18 protein-coding genes, 1 tRNA gene and 2 pseudogenes are annotated in these 18,975 nt (G+C 58.8%); 6 read left to right on the forward strand and 15 right to left on the reverse strand.

The window, feature by feature from the left end:
* Positions 1–381: 381 nt before the first annotated feature.
* From CIT31_RS00640 to scpB, 4 genes and pseudogenes are all read left to right on the forward strand, one after another.
* Positions 382–2,301 (forward strand): potassium transporter Kup, encoded by a 1,920-nt coding sequence (locus CIT31_RS00640; protein WP_091600265.1) that lies wholly within the window; start codon positions 382–384, stop codon positions 2,299–2,301.
* Positions 2,302–2,602: 301 nt separating this feature from the next.
* Entirely contained in the window at positions 2,603–2,884 is a 282-nt protein-coding gene (locus tag CIT31_RS00645; RefSeq protein WP_095517087.1) for a hypothetical protein, read from the forward strand.
* A 194-nt stretch (positions 2,885–3,078) separates the two neighbouring features.
* Positions 3,079–3,996 (forward strand): DUF1403 family protein, encoded by a 918-nt coding sequence (locus CIT31_RS00650; RefSeq protein ID WP_236378330.1) that lies wholly within the window; start codon positions 3,079–3,081, stop codon positions 3,994–3,996.
* Positions 3,997–4,001: 5 nt separating this feature from the next.
* Positions 4,002–4,719: pseudogene (gene scpB / locus CIT31_RS00655) on the forward strand (SMC-Scp complex subunit ScpB).
* Positions 4,720–5,135: 416 nt separating this feature from the next.
* On the opposite strand, the gene CIT31_RS00660 reads toward scpB, so the two are convergent.
* The 10 genes and pseudogenes from CIT31_RS00660 to CIT31_RS00700 form a co-directional block, all read right to left on the reverse strand.
* Complete coding sequence (locus tag CIT31_RS00660) at positions 5,136–5,915, reverse strand: SMODS domain-containing nucleotidyltransferase (protein ID WP_095517088.1); 780 nt, start codon at positions 5,913–5,915, stop codon at positions 5,136–5,138.
* Positions 5,912–6,421: an SLATT domain-containing protein gene (locus CIT31_RS00665; RefSeq protein ID WP_029356699.1), complete on the reverse strand. Its 510-nt coding sequence runs from the start codon at positions 6,419–6,421 to the stop codon at positions 5,912–5,914. The genes CIT31_RS00660 and CIT31_RS00665 overlap by 4 nt, the downstream gene beginning before the upstream one ends.
* A gap of 178 nt (positions 6,422–6,599) precedes the next feature.
* Positions 6,600–7,715: a DUF4238 domain-containing protein gene (locus CIT31_RS00670; protein WP_236378328.1), complete on the reverse strand. Its 1,116-nt coding sequence runs from the start codon at positions 7,713–7,715 to the stop codon at positions 6,600–6,602.
* A gap of 79 nt (positions 7,716–7,794) precedes the next feature.
* On the reverse strand, positions 7,795–8,997 hold the full coding sequence (locus tag CIT31_RS00675) for a toll/interleukin-1 receptor domain-containing protein (RefSeq protein WP_095517089.1): 1,203 nt from the start codon (positions 8,995–8,997) through the stop codon (positions 7,795–7,797).
* A 147-nt stretch (positions 8,998–9,144) separates the two neighbouring features.
* Positions 9,145–9,249: transfer RNA gene (locus tag CIT31_RS00680), tRNA-OTHER, on the reverse strand.
* A gap of 6 nt (positions 9,250–9,255) precedes the next feature.
* On the reverse strand, positions 9,256–9,738 hold the full coding sequence (locus tag CIT31_RS00685; protein WP_023679072.1) for a helix-turn-helix domain-containing protein: 483 nt from the start codon (positions 9,736–9,738) through the stop codon (positions 9,256–9,258).
* A gap of 348 nt (positions 9,739–10,086) precedes the next feature.
* Positions 10,087–10,530: a type III PLP-dependent enzyme domain-containing protein gene (locus tag CIT31_RS34745; RefSeq protein ID WP_245316065.1), complete on the reverse strand. Its 444-nt coding sequence runs from the start codon at positions 10,528–10,530 to the stop codon at positions 10,087–10,089.
* Positions 10,531–10,539: 9 nt separating this feature from the next.
* Complete coding sequence (locus CIT31_RS34750; protein ID WP_245316066.1) at positions 10,540–10,914, reverse strand: DUF3800 domain-containing protein; 375 nt, start codon at positions 10,912–10,914, stop codon at positions 10,540–10,542.
* 192 nt (positions 10,915–11,106) lie between these two features.
* A pseudogene (locus tag CIT31_RS00695) lies at positions 11,107–12,401 on the reverse strand (DUF2130 domain-containing protein).
* A 208-nt stretch (positions 12,402–12,609) separates the two neighbouring features.
* Entirely contained in the window at positions 12,610–13,899 is a 1,290-nt protein-coding gene (locus CIT31_RS00700; RefSeq protein WP_095517090.1) for an nSTAND3 domain-containing NTPase, read from the reverse strand.
* A 148-nt stretch (positions 13,900–14,047) separates the two neighbouring features.
* Here CIT31_RS00700 and CIT31_RS00705 point away from each other — a divergent pair, with 148 nt between their 5' ends.
* Positions 14,048–14,353: a hypothetical protein gene (locus CIT31_RS00705; RefSeq protein ID WP_095517091.1), complete on the forward strand. Its 306-nt coding sequence runs from the start codon at positions 14,048–14,050 to the stop codon at positions 14,351–14,353.
* A gap of 363 nt (positions 14,354–14,716) precedes the next feature.
* Here CIT31_RS00705 and CIT31_RS00710 read toward each other — a convergent pair whose 3' ends face one another.
* The 3 genes from CIT31_RS00710 to CIT31_RS00720 form a co-directional block, all read right to left on the reverse strand.
* The gene (locus CIT31_RS00710) at positions 14,717–14,941 is read right to left on the reverse strand and encodes a hypothetical protein (protein ID WP_133116099.1); all 225 of its coding nucleotides are present in this window, start codon (positions 14,939–14,941) and stop codon (positions 14,717–14,719) included.
* A 74-nt stretch (positions 14,942–15,015) separates the two neighbouring features.
* The gene (locus CIT31_RS00715) at positions 15,016–15,321 is read right to left on the reverse strand and encodes a hypothetical protein (RefSeq protein ID WP_127243397.1); all 306 of its coding nucleotides are present in this window, start codon (positions 15,319–15,321) and stop codon (positions 15,016–15,018) included.
* 140 nt (positions 15,322–15,461) lie between these two features.
* Positions 15,462–15,965 carry a plasmid pRiA4b ORF-3 family protein gene (locus tag CIT31_RS00720; RefSeq protein ID WP_084831570.1) on the reverse strand — a complete coding sequence of 168 codons (504 nt, stop codon included), beginning with the start codon at positions 15,963–15,965 and terminating at the stop codon, positions 15,462–15,464.
* A 291-nt stretch (positions 15,966–16,256) separates the two neighbouring features.
* Between CIT31_RS00720 and CIT31_RS34570 the strand changes: the two genes are divergently transcribed.
* Positions 16,257–16,850: a hypothetical protein gene (locus tag CIT31_RS34570; RefSeq protein ID WP_189523677.1), complete on the forward strand. Its 594-nt coding sequence runs from the start codon at positions 16,257–16,259 to the stop codon at positions 16,848–16,850.
* A 609-nt stretch (positions 16,851–17,459) separates the two neighbouring features.
* On the opposite strand, the gene CIT31_RS00730 is transcribed toward CIT31_RS34570, so the two are convergent.
* Positions 17,460–18,251 carry a hypothetical protein gene (locus CIT31_RS00730; protein ID WP_029356716.1) on the reverse strand — a complete coding sequence of 264 codons (792 nt, stop codon included), beginning with the start codon at positions 18,249–18,251 and terminating at the stop codon, positions 17,460–17,462.
* Positions 18,172–18,807: a GrpB family protein gene (locus CIT31_RS00735; RefSeq protein WP_165778315.1), complete on the reverse strand. Its 636-nt coding sequence runs from the start codon at positions 18,805–18,807 to the stop codon at positions 18,172–18,174. The genes CIT31_RS00730 and CIT31_RS00735 overlap by 80 nt, the downstream gene beginning before the upstream one ends.
* Between the last annotated feature and the right edge of the window lie 168 nt (positions 18,808–18,975).

The following is an 18,975-nucleotide window of genomic DNA, read 5'->3' on the forward strand; positions in this document are numbered from 1 at the left end:
CAATTTCCCCGAGATCTGATCGCCCTTACCACTTGAAGATGGCGGCGAGAGCGTCTTTCGACTTGACGCTTACGTCCTTGAAAATATTGAGCTTTTCGCGGCATTTGTTAGACAGTCTGTTACACGGCTACAGCGTTAATTTAAGCTCTCGGCATCTGAGCTCGCGCGCCCGAGCATCGACCTAATCCGATACTGGCTCGGGGCATCGTTGCTCCCGGAGCTTCAGCATAGTCTCGCAAAAATTCCCAAGCCGCTTCGGGGCTGACGAGTCTGCGAAGCCGACGAGCGATAGGCAATACCGAGACGCAGACATTACGTGACGGCACTTGATATTGCAGTGCAGCAAGCGTAGAGCACCGCCCGCTTATCGGAGTGTCGTCCATGGCCCTTACCAATGCTGGTAACGAGGCAGAACCTGTCGAACAATCGAGCCATTCTGAGGTCGAGCAGCACAGCACCAAGGTGCTGATGCTGGGCGCGTTGGGCGTGGTTTACGGCGATATCGGCACCAGCCCGATCTATGCATTCCGAGAGGCGTTGCACGCATCGGCCGGTGGCAACGTCGCCAACCGTGGCGACATCCTCGGCGTACTCTCGCTGATCATCTGGTCGCTGACGATCACCGTCACCATCAAATACATCATGTTCGTGCTCCGTGCCGACAATCGCGGCGAGGGCGGGGTGCTGTCGCTGATGGCGCTGGCGCGCAACAGTTTCCCGACGCGCTCGGCGGTGATCCTCGGCATCGGCATTGTCGGCGCGGCGCTTTTTTTCGGCGACGCAGTCATTACGCCGGCGATCTCGGTGCTGTCGGCGGTCGAAGGTATGAATGTCGTCACGCCGACATTCCAGCCCTATGTGGTGCCGCTGACACTGGCCATTCTGGCGGTCGTGTTTGCGGTACAGCGGTTTGGCACCGGCGGCGTAGGATTGGTGTTCGGGCCCGTTACCGCGCTGTGGTTCCTGGCCATCGGCCTTTCCGGCCTCAACCACATCATGGACGACCCGGAAATCCTGCTGGCAATCAGCCCGCATTATATCGTGTCATTCCTGATCAACTCGCCCGAAGTCGCCTTCGTCACGGTTGGTGCGGTTTTTCTCGCCGTCACCGGCGCTGAGGCGCTCTATGCCGACCTCGGCCATTTCGGGCGCAAGCCGATCGTGCTTGCCTGGCTGGCCATCGTGTTTCCTTGCCTGTTGCTCAACTATGTCGGGCAAGGCGCCTTCGTGCTGGCGAATGGCGGTGTCGTCGGTCATCCCTTCTTCGAGATGAACGAAGGCCGGATGCTTATCCCGATGGTGGTGCTGGCGACGGCGGCGACCGTGATCGCCAGCCAGGCGGTGATCTCCGGCGCTTTCTCGCTGACCAGGCAAGCAGTGCAGCTCAACATGCTGCCGCGCCTGGAAATCCTGCATACGTCGGAAAGACAATCCGGCCAGATCTATATGCCGCGCGTCAACATGCTACTGGCGCTCGTGGTGATGCTGCTGGTGGTCGGCTTTGGCGAATCCAGCAAGCTTGCCTCGGCCTACGGCATTTCGGTGACAGGCAACATGCTGGTGACGAACATACTGCTTTATGTCGTCATGACGCGCATCTGGAAATGGCCGCTCGGCGTCGCGATAGCCTTAATGGCGGTGTTCGTCTTCATCGATACCGGCTTCTTTGCAGCCAACATCGTCAAGGTATTCGAAGGCGGCTGGGCCTCGCTTGCCATTGCCGCAGTGATCGTGATGACCATGTGGACTTGGATAAGAGGCACCAGGTATCTATTCGACAAGACGCGCAGGAACGAGATTCCGCTCGATTCCCTTGCAGGCAATCTGTTGAAGAGGAAACCGCAGCTGATGTCCGGTACGGCCGTGTTCCTGACCAGCGATCCCGCCAGCGCGCCGACCGCGTTGATGCACAGCCTGAAGCACTACAAGGTGCTGCACGAACAGAATGTCATCCTCTCGGTGGTGACGGCGCAACAACCCGTCGTGCCCGACAGTGACCGGGTCAAGATGGAAACGATCAACGAGCTGTTCATGCGGGTGACGCTGACCTTCGGCTATATGGAGCAGCCCAATATCCCGCGCGCGCTGGCGATTTGCCGCAAGCAGGGCTGGAAGTTCGACATCATGACGACCTCTTTCTTCCTGTCGCGGCGCTCGCTCAAGGCCTCGCCCAATTCCGGCATGCCGGTCTGGCAGGACAAGCTGTTCATCGGGCTGGCGCGCACGGCGGCCGACGCAACGGAATATTTCCAGATCCCGACCGGACGCGTCGTCGAGATCGGGACACAGGTGGCGATTTAGTGCATGCCGCAGTTCAGCAGCTGAGAAGCCACTTGAGCGTGTCCATAGAAAGCGCCTCACTGAATACCAAACATCCCATCCTCTGTTTGGTACGTTTCCAACTCTTGATATCTTTAGGAATTGACCCAAGGATCGCTGCTTGGGTTCTGTCTCGGAGGCGCGACTTCGGTGAGCAGAACTCTAGCAGCCCTTTCCCAGACTCTCCGCATGAATCGGAGTAGCCTGCTTCCATCGGCGATTTACATCATGGGCATCGCCGTTGAGCGACGGCCACGCTTCCGCCCTAATGGGAGGAACAGCTATGGTCAGTAACACCAGCTCAATGAGTGGCATTGCCTATCCCAGCGACCTGGCTTTGTTGAAGCAGGTCTTTGATCGTGTCTGCGCCGAGGCAGGTATCTCCGTTAGCCGCATGCAGGCGGAGCGCCTGAGCGTGAGCGTAATGGCACTGTTCTCGGACGGCGAGTTCGATGAGGCCGTTCTTTATGAACGCTTAAGCTTGATGCCCGCTCCTTGCCCAGAACGGGCAGCGTATGACCTCCGATCATCAGGAAGTCCTCACGAGCCTTGTAGCTCGTTATGAAACCGTAGTGTCGATACAGGACCGGATCGTTGAGCACGACCGGGCGTTTCGGGCCTAGCATCCGAATTGGATGAAGGCCTACTGGAGCGGCTGCTCGTCTCGTTACGGAAGGCCCGCGTCGCCCTGGAGCGCGAGATTGGGCCTACTTTTTAGTCCCGCTGTAACTATCGTTGGAGGTTCGCCACCGAGAGGAATTGGCCACGGACCTCGACAGTGGCTGCACCGAGACGGATCGACCGCTGCAAGTCTTTAACCGAAGTGGACCTGCATTTGTTCCCCTAATGCAACCATCCCTGATCTGCGGGTTACGCAAAAGGCGGGGAACCTCGGCCGACATGATAAAGCGCGACATAGCTGGGCATAAGTCCCTTGCAGACGCCGTTCGGGAGTTGATCGGAACCGAAGACAATCGTCGTCATGTACAGAAGCTGTTTGGGCCAGTCGACACAGAGCTAAGCCCAACCCTAGCTTCATTACTTGAGGCGGAGAAACTGCTGACCGAGGCGAGCATCGGCGCGGTGCTGGATGGCCTCGGTCTCGCGCGTTATGACGAGGGCGTAAGCGACCTGACGGACGAACTTCGGCAGCTAGCCGCCACTGACGGGACGGTGGGAATGATAACCGGCGCCGTCGCGATCGCCGAACGCCACGGCTTTGCGCGCGCCCTTGGAGCCTGGCTCGCCGACGCCCTGCTGGCGCAACGGCTGGGTTGGGCACACGCGGTGCCGTTGCTCGGCGCCGAAGCGGCCCTGGGCACAAGCGTCCGCCCGCGTAGATCAGCAGCCAACTCGGTGGCGACAGGCATTGAGACCGATCCTGAGCGTGCCAAAAGTCTGCTTGCCGCGCAGGCGCGGGCTGCGCTACGCGCCATCGATCTTTCCGCCGAGCTCGAGCGCCGCTCGGACCGGCTGCTTGCTGTTGCGCCGAAACTCAGGGCCAAGGCGGCGGATCTTGTTGTCGACAAGCTGCTGTCCGACGATGCGATCGTTGCCTCGGAAAAGATCGCCGGTAGGAGTGGCCGTGGGCTGCGCCGCCTGTTCGACCGTCTGGTCGAGCTAGGCGCCGTCCGAGAGCTATCCGGCCGCCCGACCTTCCGCATCTACGGGCTCTGACGATAATGGTGCAAGCGGCGCGCAGGCGAGGGGGGAGCCGGTCAGATGACCGTCGATCAGCTGACCAGCTGTTTGACCGGGAGCTGGATCACCTGCCGCCGGAGGCGCGTTGGCGCGAATGGATGAACCGTGTCGAGGCCACGATCTTTGCTGCCGGTGAACCAGTCGGCCGCGAGACGCTGGCTCGCGTCGTCGGCAAAAGCTGCAGCATTGATCTTCTCATCGACGACATCCGCGAAGAACTGCGCGGTCGACCCTATGACCTCGTTGCCGTCGCTGGTGGCTGGAAGCACCTGACCCGGCCTGCCTATGCCGATGCGATCCGCAGTGCATTTGACACAGCCGTTGGCGGCGGTGGGGGTGCGGGCGATCTCACGCAGTCGGAGGTGCTGGTGCTGATGTGCATCGCCTATTTCCAGCCGATCACCCGCGCCGAGCTTTCTTCCTTCTTCGGCAAGGAGATCAGTCGCGATTTTATTGGTCATCTGCGCGGTGCCGGTCTGATCGCTTCCGGCCCGCGTAGCCCGACGCCGGGCGCGCCCACACTTATGTCACGACCAAAGAATTCCTGCTGGAGTTCGGGCTTGATACGCTGCGCGATTTGCCGGAGACGAGGCGCTCGAGGATGCCGGGTTGCTGTCGAAGGAGAAATTACTGGCTGGTGACATCATCCCTGACTTTGTTGTCGACCAAGATTACGTCGGAGTCGAACTCGACAAATAGCCGTGCCGCTTTGCGAGTGAGTTTTGTCCGAAATTCGTAGCATATTTCTGACCTCTCAACCGTGATCTCGTACGAAATAGGACTACATCTTTCGGACAAAGTCCCCGGCATTAACCCGCCAATCGCTTCGGTTGCCGCCCGAAGCGCCAAGCTAGTCGCGGAGCCTCAACAGGTTGTCCTAGGTTAGGTCGAGGCGACTGATAGGAGGTTTGGAGCGTCGGCGCCTGCCCAATTTCAAAGGCGTCGGGCACGCTGGAAAGGCTGACTTGGCTGCGCTCGAGCTGCCCATTCCAACGACGGGGAGGGGACACGACATTTGACCGACCTGCGATCAGTGATGCGCATGATCGCGTTTACAGGGACGGCAGGCTCAGCCGTGTTGGCCGGGGCGGAAGTGCTATCACAAGAGTTGCTCGCTACGCCGGGATAAGCTTCTTGACCTCGATCTCAGCCGAATTCGGCATGTCATCGGCTTCGTACTTGCGGACCCTGGCGATGATGTCCTTGGCGCGCGTGATCTTGTCGTTGCGCCATTGGGCCACTTCGTTCGCCGACAGGTTGTCGAACACTTTGAAGAAGTAGTCCTTCTGGGTGTAGCAGCCATAAAAGCCCAGGCCGACGATCCATTTTTCGAGGCCGTACGAATCGTAGACATAGCCGGCTTCTGCGTTCCAGAATTTGACGAGGCGCACGGTTGGCTTGATCAAATAGGAATTGTTGCCGTTGACAGTCTCGAGCGTGCTGTTGAAATCGTTCGGGTTCGTGCTTTGCCACTCATCGGGACCCTTGGGGATCTGATACGTCGTGCCCCACGAGAGCAAGGCGGGCACTAGGTCGAACTTGATATGGTTGAGCTCCAGCACCACCGTGGGGCTCGATTGGTAGAGTTCGGAGTTGGCGTATTTCTGCTCGGCGAACTTACGCAGTCGGGTGAGGTAGGTCTGTGGGTTCAGTCCGCCTTTTTCAAAAACGATCATGTAGTCAACGTCCGAGTGCGCATCCATCTTGCGGGGAAGGATCGTGCCACGGGTGTGCGAGCCGAACCGGAAATGCGACGTTAGGCCATCACCGGCGACCGTGAAATAACTGGCCAGCCGGGAGCTCAAGGTCGTGACCGAGGTCGCGATCGAGGCCTTCTCGTCGGCCGAGAGCACCGCGTCGCTTGCACGGGATACGAGGTAGCTATTGACTGTCATTGGTGGGAACCTTTGTCGACCGCGTGCTTGGGTTCGCCGGCGTTAATGCCGTCGCGGGCCCTCTTAAAATCGCGGTCTGAAAAAGCAGGGCTTGCCTGGTTCAGTTCATCGCGCCGCGTGGTGAAGCCTTTCAGGGCGGTCAGCACGGTTTCGGCATCGGGCGTGTTGTCGAGTTCGACCTCGCGGAAAACGCGGGAATTGTTGCGTAGCGCCAGGTACTGGTCGCCCGAACTCTTGTGGTCAGCCGACTTCTCACCGGGTTTCAGGAACGTCATCAGCGACGTGAGGACGGCAACGCAAAGCGCCATAGAACCCGCGGCGACAGGATAGTCCTTGAAAAAAGCAGCGCCCGCTGCGGTGCTGAGGATCACCGAGGGAATGCCGAAGACATAGTTCCACACCGCCCAGCGCGCTGAAGCGTTGAAGTGCGCTTTGCCGGAATGAATACAATCTTCTTCCATGCGGAGAAGTTCATCTCTCACGCGTTCCCGCGTCACGTCGGGCATGATGTCTCCTTTGGAGGAGAGAACTAGCACGCCTCACCTGGCCAAGCTGCGGAATTTCAATTTATCCCCTTCTTTCAGCGGGTTAGTCTGGGACGGAACGTCGAAGCAACAGCTGCGGCTTGGTTGGGGGAATACTGCTGCCGGAGGTGCTTGGCGCGCCGTAGTGCCGACGTCGCTGCTAGCAGCCGTCGGACACGGGGCTCGATGCGGCCAAGGCCATTTTTGCTTCAAGGCGGGAGGCCTTTTCCGGGGTGTCAATATACTGAGAAAGATCCGGTTTCGGCCCGAAGATATGCCGCCAGACGATCTGGATTTCATTGTTGTGTCGGCGGACCTCGGTGCTGATCGTCGGTACGAGACGCGCATGGGCACAAATCAGCGCATCGCTCGACCGGTCCTGGCCGACCGTCATCCGGTACGCGAATTGAGCGATTGTTCGATTGAACCGGCGAACTTTGTGCTTATCCGTGACGTCGCGGTGCCGTGTCAGGACGCCAAACGGCTGACGCTTGCTTGAACCGCGCACCAGCATGCGGGCGGTCAGGGGAAAGATCAGCTCGATGTCACCGGAGTGATCATAGGGGGTGCGTGCGAGCAGCGGTTCGCGCGGGTCATATGTACACACCGGATTGTCGGAAGTCAGGAATGGGATGTCGGTCTTGTTGTGGAGAACCTCGAAGCCAAGCCGAAAGCAGAGATCGCCGAACGTCTTGAATTCGTCCTCCATCGCGAGCAGTGTTTCATGCGGATTGACGCCGACCGGCACGGTGTCGAACTGACCGGCGTAGCGTTCCAATTCTGGCGGCAGTTTGCCGATTTCCTCGAACACCTTGCATTCGCTTCGCAGCTTAGCCTCCAGCATAAGCGCGATGCGATCTCGGGTCGCCGGAACGCGCGTCCGCATGATCGTTTGCATGCCTTGGACATTGAAGGATAAAGCCGGTGAAAGACGACGAGCCTGAAGCGCACGGACGGTCTCCGGCCAAACGGTCTCGATCGGATTCCAGAGGTCTTCGAATCTGTGGTTTTCTTGACCGCCACCGGGGAGTTTCTGAGAGTAATAGTAGTTCTCGTACCCAGTTGCCCTCGGCTGCTTCGGCAGCGGTGCCTCTGGCGCCTCGGCCCGATAGACTTGGACACGGCCGCGGTCATCGGCGAAGCCTTCCATATAGGTGACCGAGATGAAGTGGTGTTTTCGGTTCTTCCGTCCCGCCCCGCTGCGGACCGGATTGAAGATGCTAAATGGCCTCACATCGCCATCGATGGGGACGTCTCCCCATTTGCCAAAAAACAAGGGTGACTGCTCCATGGTCCTGTGGTCGGGCTCCCCGGTCACTGCACCTTGTCGGGCATGACCCTGCGGATTGGGATCCTCAGCTTCGGCTCTTCACGAAGCGCCGCGTGGCGTCCGTTTTCACCACCCTGATCGAATTGTACTGGCTGGCGAGTACCTTGTAGTCGACGATCAGCTTGCGGGCCATCAGATAGGCCAGAGCGGGGTTTATGCGCCTCGGCTCCCAGCCGTACCGCTCGGCGACCTGGCCTGTATCGTGGGGCATCGACGGGTCGTTGATCAGGTCGGCAGCGATACGCAGCGCGTCATCTTCGGGCGACCAATCCATGAAATATTTGTCGAATGTGGCAAACAGGTCCTCCTTGGGCAAGACGCGGCCGAAGCTGACGGAAACCAGATCGCGCAGCTCGTGCAGAGCGTCCTCGATGTCCTCCTCTGACGCTTCAATGGTGGCCGCCAGCTCATCTACCCCTTTCTGAGGGTGCGAGAACATTGCATCCGACGTCTCCTCAACAAAGATCTTGGCAATTGCCGTTGCGACCTTGGAGTAACCCGTCGCCGGCTGCACAGCCGCAATGGGCGCTGCGCCGAGCTGCGGCTTACGCGTCACGCCATGGATGTCGTTCACCAGATTGCGCACGCCTTCGTCTAGGCGCGCGGCATCAAGTTCTGGCGAGAGCATGCCCGACAGAAGCGGCGGCAATTCCCGTGCCGCGACACCGTAGCGAAGGGCTATGAAGCGCGCCTGCCCAGAGATGCGGCGGACCAGGCCGGCATCCATCTCCTGCTGGACCCACGGCTTCTGCATGGCGCTCGGAGTCAGCAGCACGATGAAATGCGTGCAGTTGCCCAGTCCCTCGTCGATTTTGCGGCGCAAGGAATCTCCGGAACGGATCTCCCATTCCGCCCACCAGGTATCGATTCCATCCGCCATCAGGGCGCGCGCGACCGTCTCTGCTAGCTCGCGATCGTCGAACGAGTAGCTGAGAAAGGCTTTCGGGGAGCCCTGTTGCAGGGGCAGGAACACAGTCGACGCCTGCTCATTGTCGCTCATCTTGTCCTTCACCAGCGCGAGAAGCTGCGGCGAGCCCTCAATACTGAGCCGCAAATCGTCAAGGGCTTCTCCAAGGACCAGGACAGTGGGAAATTCGCCTGTATCAGGATGGCGAATGGCACTGAACCTCTCCCACAGCTGTTCCTTGATGCTCTCGACAGCCGCAGCTTCAAAATCCTTTGCAAAATCCCCCGAATCAAACGGCCGGCCATTGTATCGCATGCCCATATTGAGTCCTCGTGTTGGTCCCTTGATATGAACATACGCAGAACAAATATCAAAGGGAGGCCAATTGAAAAACCACGGTAGATTATGGGTCCGGTGCCGGAAATCTTTCGAGTTTCCGGAGCCGAGGGATCCATATCGAGGACAATGGCGTGACGGCAGGACTTGAACCTGCGACCTCCTCGCCCCTAGATAGCGGTGTCACGCACCACCCCGGTCGAAAGCGAGGCGCTCTATCCTCTGAGCTACGCCACGATCTGCCTATGCATCGTTGTCCACGACCAGCTGCGGCTTCTTACGCTTCAACCGGTTCGATCTCTCCTCGGCCGCCTTCTTGATCTCGGCGGCCTTTTCCAAGGCAAACGGCCTGGCGGCCTCGATCAGGCCATCGAAATGATAGCGGTTCGTCATGCTGCCATTGGGCGTGTTGCGCCGTTCCTCCCGGCCAAGAAGTTTAAGGGCCTCGAGCGCGGCAATGCGTTTCTGAATGGTGCGGGGCGTCACCCCGATTGCCTTGGCGATCGTCTCGACCGAGGGGTGGGGCAGGTTGTCGGGCAGCCACCAGTACTGGACCAAGTGGATGATGATGTTCATGTCGAGCGCATCGAGGCCGAGAGCCTGCTGCTTCTCGATGATGATGTTGGGGAAAGCGCTCCAGCCGGTGGCCATGAGTGCCTTGGTCCACTTCTTCTCGTTGGTGCGTAGCTTGTCGACGTCTGCTTTGGCGGTTTCTGGCTGGGCCATATGAGGCTCCCTGTGGTGAACTGCATCCAGATATGGTGGTTTCCCGTGATGACGCAAGGGCATTGGGGACGGTTCTGCATTCAGGGGGAGGGTGTTTCACGGTTCGTCCGGCCTACGTCTCTTGATTCAGGGGCCGGGGACCCGCGCTACACCCGAAGAAGATGACTTGATAATATGAAGTGTCGATCAGATGAACCGTGCTATATGCAAGCGATAAGATAGGTCCCCCTGACCCAAGGTTCACCCGGGGTATTGACAATCGGGTTGTCGACACCCATAGTTCCGTCGTGAGCATCGCTCCGGGGTTGGCGCCAGGCGCCAGCCGAACTTTTCAAAACGAAGGCCCGGCTAGTCCGGGTCTTTGTTTTTTATCCTGTCAAAGCAGCTGTATTTGATGCCACGGGACGCCAGCTCCTCGGGCGGCAGGTGCGCGTCGATGAGACGCTTGTGACCCATCAGGGCCCTATAGGGCCGGTAGGACGGGTCATATCCGCCCTTGGCCATCGGATAGAGGTAGAGATCGGCGATCTGCAGCATCGGTGTGGCTTTGGTCCTGCCGCGGGGCTCACCGCGCACGATGTCCTTGAACTCTTCTGCGGTCAACGACCCGTAGCCGGCCGAGTTGGCGCCGTCGAACGGCATGCCCTGCGTCTTCAGGATGCGCATATAGGCCACCAGATCACGGTCCTCCGCCTTGCCGGCACGTTCGAAGAACACGCGCAGCTTGCAGTCCTGGCTGCGGGCGTATTTAGCGGCGCGCTCGATCAGGATGCAGTAGGCGGTCTTGCACATGAACCAAAGTTAATCCTGATACCGGTCGCGGTAGCGGGCCACATAGCCCGGGCGGTCGATGACTGCGGCAATCCCAATGACGGGCAGGGAGAGCAGCATCCGTTCCAGGTCACCCAGGAACTCGTAGGCAGCCTCAGGCTTCTTCAGCCAGCCGAAGTCGCCGCGCCCGCCCCTGATCGCCCAGGAGTGTAGGGGGTACGTTATGCCGTGTTGCTGGCAAAAGGCCTTGTGGCGACTGTAGAGCTCATCGACATCTTCCTCGTTGATGAGGATCCCGCCGAGGGCGAAATAATCCATCTCGTCGCGGCGCTTCTCTTTTGGCTCTCGGTCCGGCTCTCGGCTGCCGCTGTCATCGAGGTAGAGGTGGATTTCGCGGTCTGTCACGGGCAGGCTTTCATTGCCCGCACAGCTTGGCTCAAAAACCGGAGGCTGCATAGCAATCTGATGACCCGGCCGGGCGAGGGGGTTCAGCGCGGCGGCTTCTTGGCGTTGCGTTCCGCCTTTGACGGATCATCCGTAACAAAGCGCAGCTTGCCCTCGTTCCCAAACCCGATATCCAGTTTAGATTCGCCTTTCTCAATCGGGGATGGACGCGGATGCTTCTATGGCCAACACATCCAAGCCCGCGATCTCCTGCATCACCTTGCCGGCGATGCCCTGCAGATCGCCGTACATTCCGACGGTCGACTCGATGACACCCTGGATCTGAGCCTCCCGCTTGGCCCACAGGCGGATTGTGGCTTCCGTTCCCTGGCAAGGTCGTCCTGCATATCGGAGAATTTCTCGACGATCGCTTCGACCCGGTGGCGAAACCTAGGGCCAGTCAGATAGCCGTAGACCTGCTCCATCTTGGTGGCCTGGCCGTCCTGGGCGAGGCGGGAGTTGGCGAGCTCGATGAGGGACTGCCGGAGCATGATCGCGATCGGAATCGCGCATTTGGGATGGGCGATGTAGACGCCATCCACCAGATCGAACGTTTCGACCCCCGCAGGCAGCGCCTCGGAGATCATCAACGCAATGTCAGCCTTGGCCGCACGCTGGTCCGCCCGGAGCTTTCCGAGCCAGCCCGGGCTCCAGTTCCTAGTGCGTTTTGATTCCCACAGGATCGCTCCGCAGGGCTGGCCGGCCGGTCCCACCACGCGCTGCAGCACGTCACCACCGAACTCACCTTTGGCGACGGGTTCGATGATGTCCATCGGGAAGCGGCTAGCGATCAGCGACTCCAACTCGAGCTCAAGGACCTCGCCCTGAAGCTGCTGAGATCCTTGCTCGGCGCGGCGTTTCAGCTCCTCGATCTGGCGCTGCATGCCGGCGATCTGTTCCTCTTTCTCGGCCACCTTCATCTTGAGGCCGTCTTCGGCTTCGGTCCTGGCCTTGACGCGGACGGCGTCCAACCCTTCCTGGATTCTCTTTTCGATGGTCAGCGCCATTTCCCGCTTTTCATCGTCGAGGGCCCGCTGCTGCTTCATAAATTCGGCCTGTTGCAGCTGCGCCGCGGCGAGCTTCTCGTCCCGCGCCATCAGCGTCGCCTCCAACTCGCCCAGCTTCCTGTCCTTGTCTTCAAGGTCGGTCGAGACCAGCAGCTTCGCCTTACGGGCCTCTTCGGCTGCTATCCCGGCACGCTCAAGCTTGAGTTTTTCAGAGACCTGGCCGTCGATGTCCTCCCGGGCGGCGTCGATCGCGTCCTGTTTGCGCTGAAGCTCCTCTTCCCGCGCCGCCATGACGGCATTGCTCTGCGCAAGGCGCCGTTCGTATTCCTCGCGCGTGGCCGCAATCAGCGGTGCCGCGAGCGACTCGTTGAGCTTAATGTCCGTCTTGCAGCTCGGGCAGCTGATTGTCGGCTCATTGAGAGTCCTGGGCTGCACAGTCATCGGACACTCCGTCGGGAACAAAAGATGTTGCAATGTATACAGGAACGCGGCCACCTCGAAAAGAACAAAAAAGGAACATACCAGTTATCCCCCGCATAGGTGTTCGTGCTGGCGGCCCAAGCGGATGAAGCCGGGCAAAGCTATCTTCAAAATAAGGTGTTCGTCGTCTTCCGTTGCGCTTGGAGTGCTAAGGGCCCTAAGGACATGTTCAAAATGCGTGCGTATGGCGAGGGCCATGACGGCTCAAGCTGGGAGGTGGTGATGAAGCAAGCTCGACGCGATCGGAAAGACATGCGATACCGCGAGTCGTTTGAGCTTTCACCTGCTCGCGCATGTGACGAGTGTCCCCTCTGAGGAGCGCCTGCGCGCCAGCGCGAAGGTAGGGATGAGAAAACAAGGTTAAATCGCCGACCTCATCTACGACACGCCGACGCTGCAAGGCATTGAGTGCTGCCATCTGATCTTCTGTAAATGAAGGCTCCACGCCATATTGGGGAAGCGGAGGCGTATCTCCAGAAAAACTCCAGACTCCCAATTCTGGCACCAGCCCGGGCTCCTCATCGCCGCCATTGATGATGAACGAAAGTTCCGTATCAGAGGCACCGGTGGAATTTGTCGTTGCCAAGGCGACGGCCCGCAACAAACTCTCATATGCCGGGCCCTTCTCAGCGAGTTGGACAACGAAGTCGAATGCGTCACTGCGTGCCTGGCGAATAATCTCGGCGTCAGAAGCATTGGGAGGCAACTGCGCATGAGTCTGGGCAAGATATGTAATGGCGCCAACGTCTCGCAATTCCTCTCCATCCATGATCAGAGCTTCGAGGCGTCGCCGGAGGTCATTCGGTACGCTGTGCACCTCCGAAGCTCTTGACCAGACGGCAAGAGCGAGGTCGTGTGTGAGACCCCCAACAACCACCCACCCGTGAGTGCCTAGGGAACAGTTTTCGATGCTGGGTTGGTGAGTGGCCTGCAGCAAGACGGGTTCGGACTGTGCGACGATGAGGCGTCGATTCCGTGGAATGCGCCCTATTAAGCCACGGAGTGTTGCCAGCGACGCACTCGCACCGGGGAGCGGTTCGCGTGACCCCAAAGGGTCATCGAGGAGGTAGAGCCGTTCACCCCCGGCGGCCTCGGTCAAAAAGCGCTCTGCCTCATCGACGTGCTGGCCGACTCGCACCTCGAAGCCGGCCATCTGAAGCGCGCTTGCAATTTCTCGAGCGATCCAAGTTTTGCCTGTTCGAGGTTGGCCGCTGAGAAGAAGGACCAACTGCGAATTCAACACATCGATGAGATTGCCTTCGCTGCCCCGAAGAAGATAGCCCGGTGCCGCGACTGTATCAGGGGCTAGTCGCCGAATGCGCTCCATGATCGGTGCAATGATATCAGACTGGGTTCGCTTTGCATGCGAGACGATATCGGTAAGGTGGGCAATAGCCCCGCGGAGGGATTGTGAATCAATCCTCTGCGCACGCAAAGCGGCCTGCAGCCTGACTTCCACCGAAGCGTCGGTTTCCTGCTCGATGACAAAGATCCTGGAGAGAACGAGAGAACTGAAGCGATCTTCGAATCCGGAAGATTTTTGAGCGAGGCGATCGTCGCCGTCTTCCTTTGGCTAGCTTTGAGACCTTGGCTCCGGAGGAGATCAGGTGGGTCGCAAGGAATTTTTTGAAGAAGAGCTGAGCAATCTGTCCCGACACCGCTCGGATTGGATATGTGTCGTCGTTACCTCCATTCAGAAAGGGCAGAAGCTGATCGTCGCATCGCGCCGAAAGGACGAAAACCGCTCTCCGGTCTGGATCATTCAACAGCCGTTCGAAGAGGCAGCTTTTGCCACTTCGTTCGGGAAAGTGGGAGAGATACGTTGCAAGATCCTCGAGGGTAGCGACGCCTCCCGCACCCTTGATCTGTATCTCCGCTGTGAGCCGAACGTTACGTGGATTGAACCAGGTTAGAGGGCCGTCTTCGCCGGATTTTGGTTCAACTACGAGCGTTGCGTCCTTCACTGCGCGAAACCGATACGCAATTTCTACACACACGAGATCCTGGAAGGCGAACTTCTCGGGTGCAATAATTGCAATTGTCATTGGCCCCGGCGACTCCTCTACACAACCCTAAACACGTAACTAATCTGGCACAACGCCGACGTAAACGCGCTTCCGGGACGCCTAACGCTTATTGATGGGCTTCGCGAGTCGATCCGGCTGCTGGAGCACGAACGACACCCCAGTCGAGGAGCAGCCGACTCCGCGCGCAAAAGCGTTTCCTGTCGAGGAGATCGGAAAGCCTGATCCAGAACTGGAGGCGGCAATCCTCAATCAGCTCAAGCGCTCGGCGACGTTGCCGTGCCACAGATAGTGCCTCACGCTTTCGAGGGTCGCGACAGCCGCAGGCGCTGCGGCGCTGAGCGGTGGTGGCAGGCCGCGGGCCATCTGTTGGAGCACTGTAATGCGCATGGTGATGTGGAAATAGTCGAGAACATGCTCCGCATTGGGGCGCATGTAATATTGAAGGTCTCGCAGATTGCAGGCGCCATCCGACATGAAGGTCACTTCCTTCGGGAAGAGCTGCCACGACAGGCGCGACAAAGCCAGACACCGTTTGGCATCGGCAGTGTCTATATCGATCGTGGGCTCGGCAGCGCGAGCTTGCCGAAGCACGTGCGTACGGTGATTGTACGCTTGTCCTTCAGTTGCGTGGGCTGATGGCAACACGGACAGGGCCGCTCGCGACGGGCGAGGTCGAGGGCCTGCCTTTCCGTGATGGCTACCTGGAGCGCGGCCAAAGCCTTCTTTGCTTCTTCCAGCGTTAGGCCGAGCTCATCGATCGACAGCGTACCATCTGTTCGCTCGAAGCTGACAATCTCTTGCGTTTCGACCGCCGCGTCACCGCTGTCGATCATGAGTTGAATCGCAAACCCCATCCACATCCCTCCTGAACTGGGGAGAGGAAAGCATGTTGACCGGTTGCAGTCAGCCCTTGGTGAGCCGCGAAAGTTCGCGTTTCAGAGCCGCATTCACCTCACGCCGGCTGAAACGCTCGGGTTCGAAGGTGCGCAGCGGATCATCGTCCTCGAACTACATCTTCCCCACGAAGTAGCCGCTCGATGTCGCCGAAGCGGAACCGATCGAGGAGCGCCGCATAGCCTGGTGGGCCACCAATATCTTGGGGCGGGCCGGCACGCGCGCCGGCGATGCAGACCGGATAGACCTTGCCGCCCTCCCGCTCATGCTTGGCCTCAACCCGGATCTCGTGTTCCCACAAATCGCCGAAATCATACTCGTAGAGGATCCTCTGGCGCACGCGCAGTTGGAGATCGACGAATGTCACCTCGCGACCCGCCGCGTCGCGGTGGCGTTCGCCGGTCCAAGTCCTACCATAGTGCCGGCCGTGCAGCTTGAAAGCATGCAGATGACAGTCCTCCCAGCCGAAGGCGATCTGGATTGTTCGGTGCAGCGCGTAGAGTGTCATTTCTTCCGGAACGAGCAGCCGGCGCGATATCATCGGCGAGATTCGTCGCAAGCTCACTTTGAGTTGATACACTTGGGAATTTGCAACACCGGACATGGCGCTCAGGCTAACGCAGAGCCGACGAGACCCCCAACTTTTTCATGCTCCCTATTGCCACCTTCTCCCCGTTTGTCGATATGCGAGCGCCCTGTGTGAGTTCAGCTGGCGGCACCACTGCGCGTAGGCCATCATATCGATGTGATCGGCCTTCCGCTGGAGCCTGACCAAGAATGAAGTCAAAGACGGGTTGAGGCTGACCGAGCGCGGTCGCCTGCAGGGTTACGGGAATTCTGGCTGCGGCCGATCAACATGCAGCTTCAAGAAGCCATGGGCTAGGGACGATTCAAAATGCTAGACTTATTTGAGCCGAGACTGCCAGACAGCAAACTCCACAAGAGCTTTCGCGAAATTCGATCCAACCCAAGCTATTCCAAGGTGATGCCCGTAATTCAAAGCTGGGCAGCGGGCCTGCTCAACAAGGCTTTGACTGACTTCGGCTGTAGCGTGGACTATTCCAAATCCTCGCCAGATTTCTTCGTGACGGCGCCTGGGAATTATCAATTCAACATCGAAGCGGTGATATCGGACCAGCCTGCGGGCGACAAAGAATGGCTGCCTTCCAGCTATCAAGATTTCAAGGATCGCGGTGCGCTAAAGCTGGTTGGGAAAATCAGGGACAAGTTGGAAATAGTTCGAGGCAGCAATGGCAAAAAACATCCCTATTCTTCGCTGAGCCATGTGCAGGGCCGACCGTTCGTCATTGCGATTGCCCCCTTCGATAGTAGCCAATCCGTCATGCAGAACAATGAACTGATCAACCTGGTCCTCTTCGGCATCGGTGCCCCGGTGCTTGAAGGAACCGAGCTTAGACAAGATAAGATAAGGTCGCTTGCGACAGCTTCCGGCGCGCCTGTAGAAATGGGGATTTTCACGAACGATTAGGAGATCAGCGCTGTCATTTTCTCCACAGTCGGGACTTTCGGCAAGGCGGTCGCTGAAAGCAGGATTGAGAGGTTTGTCAGGGCAACCCGCTATAGATTGATAGAGAAGGAAAGGGTTCAGTGCACATCCAGCATTCCTCATTTCATCGCGAGAGCCATCTAAGATGGGCTGCACGTTTATTTTAATCCTCATGCGCAAGTGCCATTTGAACCAAGCTTCAGGTGGCCAGAAGAGGTTTCCCGAAATTACTATGACGTGACGGCCGGCCAACCGATCCAAATACATCCCGATCGCGCGTTGGTTTCCCGGCAGGTTTTTGAATTGAGCCCTTTCTGGATGCACCATCTCCTTGAAAGCAATGGTTTTGTCGGATGTCTCCGTCGCTCGAACTATTGCTGATGGATCCAGGCATGACCGCTTTGCGCCTGATGTCGGCCGTAGAGGGAAACTTAGCCTGTGTCCGGGAGCAGACATCGGGATTAAACATGCTGGAGGTTTTGGTCGCACCTCATCTCACGTCGTGAAGCGAAGGTAGCTTCCGGTAGCAGCCGACACTCGCGCTTTCCGCACGCTAGTGAGCTGCAGGGCTGAGTTGATCGCCGAGACGCTTCAGCTCAGCTCCGTTAGTCGCTTATTCTCCAGATAAGCGCGCCATCTGCGGGTGAGTTTGCCGCGACGGAGTTGATATATACCCGGCAAAGCGACTGGTGCGCCTTCGACGACCGCATTGTAGTCCGACAGGAGTAGCAGCAGGTCCGGCTCTGTGTAGCCACGTGCGGCCGCACTTTCGACGCGTTGGAGGACATCATCGATAGCGTCGGCGGCGTTCTTGTGTGCGATCATCGTGCCGACTGTATCGGACGAAAGCAGAAAAACTAGTGCCGCCACCAGCACGCGCGCAAGTGAGACCTGTGCGTCGGTGGACATCGAAGACATAGCATGCCAGAGCGTGAAGCCCATCAGAAGCGCAACCGCAACCAGCACGAGGCGCATCGCTTGGGCACTCGCGCGCTGCAAGTCGCGCGTCCAATATGCTGATTCTTCAATCAACTCGGCCAGGCGGAAATAACTCGGCTCTGCGCGGCTCGCAAAGTAGCTTTCCTCGCGCACCATTGGCTTGTTTTCGATGGGTGCGGTGAAGCCGTCAAAGATTCTAAGCCGCTGCTCTGCCGAGAATCGTGCATTGAGACCGCTCGCCAAGAGCACCGCCCGGCGCGCTTGGTCGCCAGCCGAGCGGTGCTTCCGCTGCCTGCGGCCCAGCAAGAGCCAAAAGCCGGCAAGCCCGAAGCCGATGAGCGCGAAGTTGAGAAGGGTGGCGTTGTCACTGGAATAGACTGAGATTGCGGCGATGGCCGCAACACCAAATTGGGCGGCAAGTGCCAGGTTCTGATGCCTGCGCACGGTTCAGCTCCGCACGCTGATGGGTCAGCAGGCGGTCATTGCTAAACGCCGCCGCTGCATGACGCAGAACCTCGGCGACAAAGCTAGACTTACCTCGAGTGTAGGCCTTGGCGTCGGTCGGATACGCCTGCGCAAGGCGTTGCTTGAGAGCGGCATAGCGGCTCGCTAGGTCTGGATCGCCGGACAACTCGTCGCGAAATACAATCATGTCCTGTCCCCAAGAGTTGCCGTTGGGAACTAGGTGAAGGTGAAAGGGCGTGACGGGATCGGGTTTCACAAGAAAAATGCGCGGTGGGTTATCGCAACTCTCCTCCTCGACATAGCCCGCTGTTTTCAGCGTTGCGGCGACTTGTTGTGCTTCTGACCAGTCGAGAACGGAGACCAGGAGGTCGATACACGGTTTGCCCATAAGACCGCGGATCGCCGTAGATCCTACATGATCAATAAATGCCCGCGCCGGTGCAATGACAGCGCGGATCGCCTCCGCCTCGCCGGCACAACGCGCGGCCCATTCTTCGTCGTGCGCGACAATGCGTACCGTATCATGCGCAGCCATTTTCTCTCCACGCATGGCAGAACCAAACACCCTGGATCTTGTACTGCTCGACCACATTACCATGGACGCCATAATACGTGTTCGGCTTGGTCACCGCACGCGTGCTACGCATCGGTTTCTCGCAATCTATCCAAAAGCATTCGTCCCCGTGTGAGAGTTAAATTCTTA

This window comes from Mesorhizobium wenxiniae (assembly GCF_002284535.1).
Classification (GTDB): Bacteria; Pseudomonadota; Alphaproteobacteria; order Rhizobiales; family Rhizobiaceae; genus Mesorhizobium; species Mesorhizobium wenxiniae.